The organism is Chitinophaga sp. 01L420, from assembly GCF_056399985.1.
The window spans coordinates 1-13,167 of record NZ_JBFTSK010000041.1; the positions used below are offsets into that span (position 1 = coordinate 1).

Here is a 13,167-nt window from a genome sequence, read left to right on the forward strand (position 1 = left end):
GAGCTTCACCTGAGTAAAACGGAGGGAGTGAGTGATTCCCGGTTTGAACAGGGAAATTGTGTTCATTCATCAGCATAGCACTGTAGCTATACTAACCATCTTTAGATTTTCTTTTTTGACAACTTTCGCTCTATGAATCACAACGTTAGTGCTGTTTCCACGCAGCGTATATTTCCACGGCTAAAAGAATTCGTTGTTGTTAATAATGTAATGGCATCTGTGTCCGCATTAGTGTTTTTAGTGTTGCTGGTTTACTCTCCCGTATTTTCTCATCAATTTCAAACGCATTGGGATGATCAATGGGTGGTGATTAATCCGTATACGGAAAATGGATTGAATCCACAGAACCTATGGGCCATCCTGACCGAATTTTACAAAGGACAATATGCACCTCTTAACCAACTATCGTATACAATATTGTATTCCGCATTTGGCTATAACCCATTTTGGTTTCATTTGGCTGGTGTGATGCTGCACTTGTGTAATGTGCTGCTCACCTATTTCCTCATCCGGAGCATTTTAATTCAATCAGGGGATTTTAAGCAGATTTCCATCACAAGGATTTCATTTTTCACCGCAGCTATCATGGCTCTTCATCCGCTGCTGGTGGAATCAGTGGCATGGATATCGGCGTCAAAAATTCTTGTTTATAGTTTCTTTTACCTGGCTGGACTCCTTTTTTATCTAAAGTATGTGTCATCAAATAAAATGATGTATTACTTACTTACCATACTTTTTTTCATCTTTTCCTTTGGAGGAAAAGAACAGGCGCTAACATTTCCGGTATGCCTGCTGTTGGTTGATTACGCCGTAAACAGGAATCTGAAAAATAAATGGGTATGGATGGAGAAAGTGCCACTGTTTATGCTGGCATTCGTAATGGGTTATGTTACTTTACTTTCACAAAGCGCAGATAAGGTTGGGTTGCTTTCCAATGCGCGCCACTATCCATTTTACCAGAACATTATATTTGCAAGCTATTCGACTACTGAGTACCTGGTAAAATGTCTGATCCCCGTTAAATTAAGCTATCTGTATGTTTTTCCCAATGCTATCGGGGAGGAGGTACCTAAAAGATTTTGGATATATCCGCTGCTGTTGCTGATCATATTGTTTTCGTTCTGGGATTTCTGGAAAAAGCGATGGGTCTTTTTTGGTATTGCATTTTTCATGATTCACATTGGGATGGTGCTCCATATAATTCCCATGTCCAGATTTGCCATTGTTGCAGACAGATATGCCTACATCGCATCCATCGGAATATTTTTTTTAGTGGCATTTTTTGCAGACAAGGGACTTGAGCATACAAAGTATAACAAACTGACGCTGACCCTGGCTTTTTTCTATATCCTCTCTATTGGAATTTACGCACATCAACGTAGTAAAGTCTGGCGAAACAGCGATACACTGAAACAGGAGTTAAAAGACTTACTTGAGAGAGAAAATACTTCACCAGATAATTCACCCAAATGACACACGCCATGAATAATATAAGTGCGCACGGATCTGACCTGCCAAATATAACAGTGGAATTATTTTTACTGCAGTGTTGGTGACCCCAACGGGGTCTATTTATACTTTATACACGAACAGCAAGGATTAATCAAGGATATTTTAATTTAAAATTATAACCATGAAAAAAATACTTAAAATCGCTGGCGGCATTGCCGTAGTAATAATATTGGTTTTCAACCTGCAGTATGCGCTTATTAGCTTTGATATTACAAATTCTTCAAACAAAGCATCTGCAGCATGGGTGGATACAAATGGTAATGGTAACAGGTATTGTGGATTTACCGGTGACAGGACCTTCCGGACCGGATCCTGGGTTTGGGTAGATGACAATTACTATGCTGTAGTTGAACACTGGATTGGTTACGATACCGGTTATTATGTATTTTATCCTAATAACTCGGGAAACCAGTGTGGGGCAGAATCCAACCCGTTCAGGCCGCATAATAATTACCATGATGTAACTAATATTCCACCTACGCAGGTACCTTAATGACTTTCATTTTAAATCTGCCACCCAATCCGGGTGGCAGATTTACCAGTATTCCTGAGCTGACTCAATCATCTATCAATGAAGCAACACCTACTGATCCTTTTGATACTGCTATTAGCTTCCTGCACTCAAAAAGGGAGTAAAGGCAGGTACGACCTACCCACTACAAAAATTAAAATAACTCCTCTGGATAGCCAGGGGGTGTTTATAGAAGATATCGCTGACAGTGTCTATTCTATTCGTTTGAAAACTACCAAAGACTTTTTCATTAATTATATCTCCAAATTTTTTGTGACCGACAGCCTGATCATTATTGCTGATGGTTCGCAAAGCGCTGTCATGATATTTGATCAACACGGTGTCCCCAAAACAAAAATTTATCAGTCGGCCAATAAGCCTGATCAGTATGCCAGCATGACAGATGTTGTTTATGATGAACATCAACACCAGGTTGAAATATTGGATTTGAGCGTGAATAAAATATTCAGGTATGACATCAATGGAAAACTAAATGATGTGCTTGAAATTATAGGGTCCAGGTACTTTGGGCTTACCTTTGCCAAAGGTAAAGAAATGTATGTAAGCGAGATTGTCAATAACAATAAAGAGATGACAAGGCTTAGGATCTACAAGGAGAAGGGCGAAATGGTTACCTATCATTCCCAGGAACTCTCCTTTTTTCCGCTCATTCGGGAACTTGATATAGCATTTCCTCATCAGTTTGAGAACTATAGGGATTCGGTTTTCTACTTCCCGCTGTTAGATGATAAAATTTACAACGTAGCGTTGAATGCGGCAACACCTATATACCAGATTGATGCGCCAAAAGAAAATATGATAACGGACGAAATGAAAGCCATCAAAACGATCAGGGATCATTTTGCGTATTGGAAAAAAATGGAAGCTGCTGATATTATTTATGATAATAACTCCTTGTTTATTACAGATGAGTGGGTGTCGTTCAGGTATAGTTTCCAGTCAAGAATCAGCCCCAGAAATGTATTCTTTTCAAAGAAAACAGGGAAGGTACTTCAGCTCACAGCGTATAACAGTAGAAAGGATACTGCTTTCCATTCGCGGAATAGAATAATAGGGAAATTGCGGGACTATTTTGTAATGAAGGTTCCGCCGTTGATGCCGCCAGTATCAGGGAAGGAGAAAGGCGATACGGTACACGAAGATGTCAGTTTTATGTTTTTTAAACTAAAAGCTTTTTGAGTTGCCTTCATGATTTGAGCAAATAAAATGACATTAAATAGGTAAATCAGGTGATGCTGCTATCAAATGAAAACAGCCTGGCACGCGAAAGTACCAGGCTGTTTGGGTAAAATTAATCTGCCTTTATATGCTCTTTCATAATGGGAGGGATGACCGTTATGGCAATACTGCGCAAACTCCATTGAAATATTCAAAGTAGTTACCACTTACAGAACCATCACTCCATTCATAATGGTAAGTTCTTTTGCAGCGCGGATGTCCGCCAACTGAAGAATTCTGTACGTCGGTAATAATTTTGGTTCCTGTCCGGCATATACCATTAATCAACTTTTTGCCTTCACCAACACAAGGGGGAGGAGGACCATACAGGTAATTGATCGCGATGATGTCATTGGCGTTGAATGGCCGGTCGCCACCGCTGGTACATGCCAGCATCCAGCTGTTGGGATCTTCGGCTGTAGGTGTTCCTGGAATATTGATAGCTCCTACGCCGGCATCTCCTTCATTGCCACCCCAGCCGCAGCTGTAAGTACGGTTGAAATAATCAGTATGCCGGAAGCCTATACAATGCCCTATTTCATGTGCAATGATGGTAGTTATATAACCCTGGTCAGGATTGTTGCCAATGCTGTTGGCATTGAGCAGGATGGGGCTGGGAGGGGTGCCGTTTACATCAGGAAAACCGGCAGATTGTCCCAGTACATTGGGATCATTGAAAATACCGCCGGCAATATCAATATTACCATTGGCGGCTACACGCTGAAAGGTAAGCCGGAGATTAAGTGCATTGTAGCGCGCTATTGCTGCATCGGCGGCGGTGGTATAAGCTGGTGGCAGGTTGGTTACAGAAATGGTAATAACTCTGGGGAGTCCGGTAATCAGGTTAGTGGTTCTGTATTGTTCTGTACTAGCCACATGGAGCTTTTGCAATGTCGCCGCCTGATCAATTTTTTCGGCTGTCAGAAAGATATCGCCTTCAACAATATATCCGTTTTTTGATCTTATTACATGCTGTGTATTAAATCCCTGTGCCTGTAATTTTTTTATTACGTCCGAAGGAATGTCTTCTTTTGCGGTGGATGACTGATCATGTTTGGTACAGGAGAAAAATAAAGTGAGGGCAATCCCGCATATAGCGAGCCCACTGATAAAAGTTTTCATAAATGAAGGTTATTTGAAAGGTGATTGAATTGAGTATAAAGACAGATGGCATTGCGGATAACAAATTAAAAGGGTATACAATGATTTGGTTAACCTCACTTTCCCATGGCAGGAAGTGGCATGAATTATAAAACGGGCGATAGGTCACTTCCCTGTAATACAATAGTACAAAAAATAGACTGATATTTTTTCCAAATGAAAACGAATCAAAAATATTGACCTTTGCAGGTATACAGCCTCATTGTCTYGAAGCCTGCGCTGCATTTAAATGCCAGGTCTTTATCCAGTCAAATATTCACAACATTATAGCCTGAATAGAAAACAAGACAAACGAGCATACATCTCTTTTGTCTTGTCAAGTCGGGATAACCGGACAGCGTTCGAACTTATGCCCGACTGCTGCAAAAGGAGTGAGCATTAGAAAAATCCTCTAATGTCAAAGGCAGCATTAAACTAATGCACACTATAATTATGACCGTTGAAACCGGAGTTAATGAATCAAAAGTCGTAAATCTCATATCTTATCATGCGGTGATTGTGTGATACGCTGCAGGATCACTATATATTGTTCAAATAGGTCCAGTATCATTTCCCTTTGAAAGATATCTGTATTATATTCTACTGCAAGCCGCAACCCATCGTGACGTTCCCGGGCGGCAATATTCAATTCAAATTGACTGGTTTCATGCCTGATGCTGATCTCCGATGCTGAAAGTCCTTCCAGGTCAAGTTTAGGGACATCGGGCATATTCTGAAGGAGAAATATCGCCTGGAAAAGCGGCATTTTCTCCTGGTCATGAGGATATTGAAAATTGTCCAACATCATTTCCAAAGGTACATCCTGGTGCTCATATGCCTCCAGGATGACTTTCCGGGCCTGATGAAGAAATTGAATAAAATCCGGATTGCCACGCAAGTCGCTGCGAAGAGGAAGCAGATTATTGGAAAAGAAACCTACAAGTCCTTTCTGTTCCTGTCTCGTCCTGCCAGCCATTGCCGTGGCTATGCAGATGTCATGTTTGCCGCTGTAACGGTATATCGCGACCTTAAAAGCTGCGAGCAGCGTCATGAACAACGTGCAATCCTCCTGTTGTGAAAGCTGCCGGAGTGATTGGACCAGTTCCATATCCAGTTGGAAATAGAGCATGGCGCCCTTGGTAATTGTGGATGACTTACCCCTGTTATCCGATGGAAGCAGCCAGGGTGTATAGCCATGTAGTCTTTCGTTCCAATACAGAAGGCCCTTTTCCAGCATGCCTGAAGCGATATACCGATGCTGCCATAATGCATAGTCTGCAAACTGTAGTGAAAGAGGAGGCTGCTGGCTGGAGCTTCCTGCAACAAATGCATTGTACATTTCCATGAATTCCTTCATGATGATCGATAATGACCAGCCATCCGCTGCAATGTGATGCAGAACGATGACCAGTATGTGTTCCTCCTTATCCAGCCGCACCAGGCAAGCTCTCAGCATGTAATGCCTGGAAAGATCAAAAGGGGTATTCACCAGGGACATGATGAGGTCCTGGAGGTATGCATCAGAAAGATCTGTCATTGAATGATCGAGCTGATGTAATTTCCAGTCGTCTCCGGTAAGGAACAATTGGGATCTGCTGCCTTCTGATCGATCCGTTTGTATGATGGTTCTAAGTGCCTCATGACGCCTGATGATCCCCGCGAAGGCTGCTGCCAATGCATGACTGTTACAATCGCCAGTAAGCTTATAAACCCGGTTGATGTGATAATGGACCGATCCATATTGTTTATCGATCTGCCATAATTCTTCCTGGCCAAAGGAAAGAGGTATTGCCGGGGTGGCCTGCCGGTCAAATGGAGTAATGTCTTCCATAAAGGAATTTTCGGGGTCCTTTCCGGCAAGGAACAAGGCTAGTTTTTCCAAAGTTCTGTGCTTGTACAGATCACCAACCGGGATAGTGATCCCGAATTCTTTCTTAATATGCGCTTTTAACTGCATCAGGAGTAGTGAATGCCCTCCCAATTGGAAGAAATCGTCTTTGCGACCAATAGCCGGCAACTGCAACAGCTGTTGCCATATGCCCTCCAGGGCCTTTTCCCGGCTGTTTTGAGGTGCTTCGTATCTATTGCCCATTGCCTGTGGGTCCGGGTCAGGCAGCGCCTTCTTGTCGATCTTGCCATTGGCTGTTAAAGGGAGGGAGGCCATCGGATGGATAATGGCTGGGATCATATAGGATGGTAATGATGCGGCAAGATACTCTTGCAGGGCTGTGATCTCATATGTCCCCACCGGTAGTACGACGTAAGCCATCAATTGCAGGAAATTCCTATCTGTCTGGCGGGCAACCACAACTGCCTGCCTTGCAAGGCCGCTCCTGATGATCACCTCTTCGATCTCTCCCGGCTCGACCCGAAATCCCCTGATCTTCAATTGCTGGTCCGCCCGACTCAGGAATTCAATAGTTCCATCGGACAGGTAACGGGCCAGATCGCCGGTTCGGTATACCCGGCCGGTGGTAAGACCGGCTCCATCTACAAAACGCTCTGCGGTCAGATCGGTACGCCGGTAATATCCCCTGGATAATCCATCTCCGCCTACGTACAATTCTCCGGTTACACCAACTGGCATAATTTGCCGGTGAGCGTTCAATATGAAGGCAGATCTGCCTGCGAGCGGGCGACCGATCGGAATGTTACTATCAGGTACCTGCTTTATGCGATGGGTCAATGAGAATGTAGTATTCTCTGTTGGCCCGTATCCGTTGATGATCTCCAGGTCAGGATAGGCTGAACGCAATTTTTGTATATGCGTCACCGATAGTTTTTCACCGCCAGCTAATACGGCCCGCAGACCGTTGAATATCGTAATGTCGTTTTCGATCAGTTGATTCAGCCAACTGGCTGTGAACCACATAAGGGTGATGCCATTATTACGGATCGCCAAACGAAGAAGGTCGGTATCCAGGAGCTCCTCTTCATGACAAAGTACTAGCCGGCCACCATTCAAAAGCATCCCGAAATATTCAAAAGTAGTGGCGTCGAATGAGGGGGAACCGGTGGCAAGCAGCCTATCTGATGGTCCGAGGGAGACAAAATTTCCTTCTCTGACCAGGCTAGTTACCCCGCGTTGTGTGATCATAACGCCTTTGGGTTGTCCGGTTGATCCGGACGTATACATCAGGTAGGCCAGGCTGTCAGGGTCGTTGTCGGTTAGAATTTCCTCCCCAGGTACTGTTTCCGGAAGTTCTTCTATATCGTTTATATTAATGAGCGCGGACTCCGGTACTAACCCCTTCAACAGGGGGTGCACAAAGGTTGAGGTGACGATTAATGCAGGTGCTAATTCTTCCAGCATGCGTTCAATACGCTGCATGGGATAGGATGGGTCCAATGGCACGTATGCGCCCCCCGCTTTTAATATGCCCAGGATGGCGATGATCAGTTCGGGTGACCTGTGTATACATACAGGTATCAATTGCTCCTTGCTGATGCCTTTAATGACAAGCAGACTGGCCAGCTGGTTGGCCAGTCTGTCCAGTTCTGTGTAGCTTATCTCTACGTTTCCGGCCTGCAGCGCGATCGATTCCGGCTGCAGCCTTACCTGTTCTTCAAACAGCGCGCTGATCGTTTTATTTGCCGGATAGGGAAGGGGGACGGGCGGTACTATTACCTGGTCCTCAGAGGTGAGGATCATTGATCTATCAATCTCTTCATGGAAATTATAAATGATTTGGTTCAGCGCCCTTTCGAAATATTGATGGAATGTTTCGATCGTTTTTCCGCTTTTAAATGTCCGGGATTGGGAGAATAGGATCGACAGCGTATTACCGGTGATATTTATCGAACAATCCAGGTAAGTATTGGTGATGGCAAAATTGCCGTAGGTGATGCTGTTGTCATCATCTACTGAGCCATGGAACAGCCCTTTTTCCAACTGGTCGTATACATGGAAATTGATAAAATTAAAAATTATATCAAAGAACGGATTCCCATTGTCGCGGACTTCCTTATTCGCTGCCGCTATCTCAGAAAATGGCAGCCTTTCATAGGTCTTCAGTTCGAGTTGCTTTTGATCTATCTGCCTGATGAATTCCTTCCATCGGGTTCCGGGAGGTGGGACGGGGAACCTGAAAGGGACGGTATTCAAAAAGCAACCTAATATCCTGTCGCCGTCCTCAACGATGGGCCTGTTGTTGGTGACGAGCCCGATAGTAAGCTCTTCTTCATAAGTGAATAAGCTGACGGTATAGTATAAAGCTCCGAGGAACAAGCTTTTCAACGGGATGTTCGCGTCCCTTGCCCTTGCTTTTAATGCTTCGAAGATGGCCGGATCGTATTTTCGGATATATCGCTGTACCATCTTTTCTGTTGAAAATATATCAAGGGGCTTATAACCATCCATTTCCCTTTGCCAGAAGGTCCTGGACAAGAGGTTATTGCTTTCGGCGATGCCTTCGATGACATAATCCTTGTAGCTTCCCTGCAAGGCTGGTAATATGACAGGTGCGTATGCATCCCTGAACTGCAGGTAACAATTATTGAGTTCGGTGTTCAAAGCCGACACGCTCCATCCATCCAGGATTGCATGATGGGTCTGCAAAATGAAAACATTGCGTGTTCTGAAAGTGATGACCGCTGCCCGCCAAAGGGGAGCCAGCGTACAATCGAATGGTTTCTCCCTTTCTTCCCGAAGCCAGGAACGGATATGGTCCGGGGCAAATTGATCATCAATATGTTGGTTATCGATCACTTCAATGCGGACAGGAACAGACCGGTAGACTATTTGCATGCCTACAGGATGCCAGTCAGGGCGAAAGGCGGTCCGTAGTATACCATGTTTTTCGGTTACGAGGGACAATGCTTTTTCCAATAATGATATGTCGGTGTCTTCAGGCAACCAATAAGTGAACTGATCGTGATAGATTGCCTGTTCAGGCTCCCGGGCTGAAATGAAGATCATTCCTTGCTGGACAGCGCTCATTGGAAAAATGTCTTCTACAAGATGGGCATCCGGCAACTGGTCCAGCAATGTTTGTTTCTGACTGGATACTGACTGCATGATCTGCCGGTATGTTTCTTTGTTGTTTGAGGATTGATCCATCTCCCCGATCAGAGACGCAAGGGAGGCAATGGTGGCTCTCCGGTAAATATCTGCGACCTGTATTTCTTTAACGAATATTTTCCGCATCCGGCTAACGATCCTGATCAAACGGATGGAGTCTCCTCCGAGGTCAAAGAAGTTATCGTCTATGCCGGGTTCTTTCACTCCGAGTATCTCTTCCCAGATGGCAGCGATCCGGCTTTGTGTTTCATCAGTCGGCCATTTTTTTTCAGCATTGACGCGGACCTGCTCTCCCCGGGCAGGTAATGCAGCCCTGTCGATCTTACCATTGGTAGTAAGCGGCATTTTTTCCAATTGGATAATATTTGCGGGGATCATGTATTCCGGAAGCCTGCTGCGCAGGTTCCATAAAATGCTATCAGAATCGACGGGTTGTGTGGGCACTATATAGGCGACCAATTGTTGCTCTCCGGCATGGCCCGCCTTGTTGGAGGTGGCCATTACAAATGCCTGTTTCACATGCCCGTTTTGGAGAAGGGCGCTTTCTATTTCGCCGAGTTCGATACGGTAACCTCTTATTTTTACCTGGTTATCTATCCTGCCAAGATATTCCAATACGCCACCCGGATGCCATCTGGCCAGATCACCGGTCTTATATAACCGGTTGTAGCTTCCTTTACTAAATGGGTTTGGAATGAACCGCCCGGCTGTCAGGTCATCACGTTTCAAATACCCCCTTGCCAAACCCGCACCAGCAATATACATTTCTCCGGGCACCCCAATTGGCAGCAAGGCATGGTCATTGTCCAGAATAAAGACCGCCAGAGATGGGATCGGACGGCCGATCATGCTTCCCGGTCCATCCAGCAGGTCGTCTTTGATCTCCTGGAAGGTAACGTGAACGGTCGTTTCTGTGATACCGTACATATTGATCAGCCGGCAAGCAGGATACATTTTTTTCCAGGGTTTCAGTAACATTGGATTTAATGCTTCTCCACCAAAAATGACATATCGCAGCGGAGTGGATGACATTACCGGATTGTCTGTCATATATTCCTGAAGCACGTAAAAAGCGGCTGGTGTCTGGTTCAGGACAGTCACCCCCTCTGCTATCAATAACGCAGCGAATGCAGGTGTATCCCGGGCGATATGTTTGGGTACAATAACCAGCCTTCCCCCATAGAGCAACGCGCCGTACATTTCCCATACCGAAAAATCAAAACAATAGGAATGGAAAAGGGTCCATACATCCCCGGCATGAAAACCATAAATGTCCCTGGTCTGATCAAACAGGCTGATCACATTTTTGTGTTCGATGATCACTCCTTTGGGTTTGCCAGTGGAACCGGAAGTATAGATGAGATAGGCCGCGTCGTCTGCTCCGGGTCCATACTGGCCGGAAGCGTTGGTTTGAGTAGCCGAGACGTTGTGAGTAACGGGAGGAACCTCATCATCCAGTATGATGATCTCTCCGCTGAATACCGGGGTAACAAGCGGCAAACATTCCCTGGTGGTAAGGACAAGCGGCGCGGAAGTGTCTTCGATCATAAAGCGGATCCTTTCGGGTGGATACGCCGGATCGATCGGCACATACGCTCCTTCCGCCTGCAAAACCGCCAGAAGGGCTATGATCATATCCGGTGATCGTTCCAGACAAACCGGTACCAACATTCCCCTTCCGATCCCGCGGCTTCGCAGATATTCCCCCAGGTGCGCTGATCTTTCCATCAGCTCCCTATAGGTCAGATGCGACCCGTTGCATGATATGGCTATATTATCCGGAGTGCTGGCAGCCTGTTGTATAATCCTGCCAATGATTGTTGCCCCGGGGTCATGGGGGATGATGTTTCCTGCAGATCCCAGCAAGGATCTACGTTCTCCGGGAGGCAGGATATCTATGCTGCGCAGCGGGTTGTTCATATTTTCATGGAATTGCCCCAGGATGTACATAAGCCTGGTAGGAAAAAGAGCGGCTTCTCCGGGCAGAAAATATGCAGTCCGGTAGATGATGTTCAATTGCAGCGGCTGATGCTTTCCATAATCCTGCCAGTATACGCGCAGTGGCCTTTTTTCATATTCATTCCAACACTGGTGGAACGTGGTACTGACACCCGCTCCAAAATCCAAACCCAGGTCCAGCATCAGGTGATTGACCACGATCTCAAAAAGGCTATCATCGGATGATTTGTCTTTGATCAATGCGCTCAGATCATTCAATGTGACATGCTGATTATTATAATCTTCTTTTTGACTTTTGCTGATATGGTCCAAAAGATCGGTTAAGCGCATATCCGGATCATAACTGCCTATAAACGGAACGATCCCGGAGAACATCCCGACAATGCTGCGTTGTATACCATTTTTACGTCTGTGCCGTACAATGCCCATCAATAATTCAGACTGTCGTGTTACCTTTGCAAAATAGATGATCAAAGCGGCTACCGTAAGTTTTTGAAGCGTCATGCCAGTGAGCGATGATAAATTGTCCAGTGAACTTCTTTCTGCTTCAGTCAATGCGTAGGAGAACAAACCACTGGTTTTTCCTCCTGTATCTGCGTTGTTATATTTAAATGTGAACAGTTTTGCTGGTCGTGTCTCCAGTTTCCTGGTCCAGTATTGTAATTGCCGTTGATATTCATCGCTGCTGTAGAAAGGCAGCATATCTGCCATCTCTATGGCATAAGAAGGATAGGTAGTATCCGGTATGTCACCTGCGATCAACTGCCTGTACTTTTCTGCAATAGCTTTCAACCAGATCTGGTATCCGCTTCCGTCGATCAAAAGATGGTGGAAACGGAAGTAATACCAATAACTGTCGTCACTGATCCTCAGCAGATAGTGCTCGAATAACTTACCCCCTTTTTGCACGCGGAAAGGGATATTGCCTTGCTCTTGTATCCATTGCCGGGCTGACTGCTGTGGATTCTTTTGCTGACGGTAATCCCGGTATTCGAGAATGCCTGGATCAGGTTTGTCTGCCAGATAACCTACAGGCTGCTGGTCTGCCAGATCGAAACTCATGGCAAAAATGTCATGCCCTGAATTGACGATGTCCAATGCTTTTTTGAATGTTTTCATGGAGAAGGCTCCGTTTAGGATAAGATAGCCTGTAAGGATATAACGAGGGCTGTCCGGATGGATCAATTGGTCCACATAAATATCCTGTTGGGCAGGATGGAGGATAAAACTGTTCTTGGGCATAATGGATGGGGTTTTCTAGAAAAAAATAAATTTCATGTTACGGGATAGTCATAGAAATGCATATTACAAGGCAGACACATGTCTGTCCTTGCAATAGGTAGAAATAGATCTGCATCAATGGTTTATGGGAATCGCAAACAGGTTATAGGGATCGCGCCTGTCAGAGCAGCAGAAATGAGTACGGAATTGAGTGCAGAAATGAATGAAGATGAGTTTTCCCGCGATAAATTATTTAGCGATGACATAATAAGGTTTTTAGGTCGAGATTGAATTTGGTGCATAATAATGCTGGCATAATTACAAAGAAGTTACGATTTTTTTTCCGTTGCCAATACCTGGTTATAAGGATTTTCCCAGGCAGAGCTGTAGGGATAAAGCTGGATATGAAAGAGAGGGAATGAAGAATGATCCATTCCGGGAATTAAAAACCAACCCGAAGCCGTTGGTGTATCGTATCCCGTTGTTCAGGAACACGCTCATTAGCACATCTTAGTTTATAGCGGGACGGCTATACAATTTTCGAACTTATTTATCCATGATTTAA

At 44.9% G+C, this 13,167-nt stretch carries 5 protein-coding genes; 3 read left to right on the forward strand and 2 right to left on the reverse strand.

Features of this window, described 5'->3' with window-relative positions:
• Nucleotides 1-132 precede the first annotated feature (132 nt).
• From AC1DP6_RS28290 to AC1DP6_RS28300, 3 genes are all read left to right on the forward strand, one after another.
• Nucleotides 133-1,473: a hypothetical protein gene (locus AC1DP6_RS28290; RefSeq protein ID WP_477057873.1), complete on the forward strand. Its 1,341-nt coding sequence runs from the start codon at nt 133-135 to the stop codon at nt 1,471-1,473.
• 160 nt (nt 1,474-1,633) lie between these two features.
• Entirely contained in the window at nt 1,634-2,005 is a 372-nt protein-coding gene (locus AC1DP6_RS28295; protein ID WP_477022366.1) for a hypothetical protein, read from the forward strand.
• A gap of 78 nt (nt 2,006-2,083) precedes the next feature.
• A complete protein-coding gene (locus AC1DP6_RS28300; RefSeq protein WP_477057874.1) occupies nt 2,084-3,223 on the forward strand; it encodes a 6-bladed beta-propeller in 1,140 nt (379 codons plus the stop codon).
• Between the two features lie 156 nt (nt 3,224-3,379).
• On the opposite strand, the gene AC1DP6_RS28305 is transcribed toward AC1DP6_RS28300, so the two are convergent.
• Both AC1DP6_RS28305 and AC1DP6_RS28310 read right to left on the reverse strand, forming a co-directional pair.
• A complete protein-coding gene (locus AC1DP6_RS28305; RefSeq protein WP_477057875.1) occupies nt 3,380-4,384 on the reverse strand; it encodes a M57 family metalloprotease in 1,005 nt (334 codons plus the stop codon).
• A 514-nt stretch (nt 4,385-4,898) separates the two neighbouring features.
• Nucleotides 4,899-12,623 (reverse strand): amino acid adenylation domain-containing protein, encoded by a 7,725-nt coding sequence (locus AC1DP6_RS28310; RefSeq protein WP_477057876.1) that lies wholly within the window; start codon nt 12,621-12,623, stop codon nt 4,899-4,901.
• Nucleotides 12,624-13,167: the final 544 nt, after the last annotated feature.

Excerpts from the sequence above, each read along its gene's own strand:
- AC1DP6_RS28310 (WP_477057876.1), bottom strand. The coding sequence starts at position 12,623 with ATGCCCAAGAACAGTTTTATCCTCCATCCTGCCCAACAGGATATTTAT.
- AC1DP6_RS28290 (WP_477057873.1), top strand. The coding sequence starts at position 133 with ATGAATCACAACGTTAGTGCTGTTTCCACGCAGCGTATATTTCCACGG.
- AC1DP6_RS28295 (WP_477022366.1), top strand. The coding sequence starts at position 1,634 with ATGAAAAAAATACTTAAAATCGCTGGCGGCATTGCCGTAGTAATAATA.
- AC1DP6_RS28300 (WP_477057874.1), top strand. The coding sequence starts at position 2,084 with ATGAAGCAACACCTACTGATCCTTTTGATACTGCTATTAGCTTCCTGC.
- AC1DP6_RS28305 (WP_477057875.1), bottom strand. The coding sequence starts at position 4,384 with ATGAAAACTTTTATCAGTGGGCTCGCTATATGCGGGATTGCCCTCACT.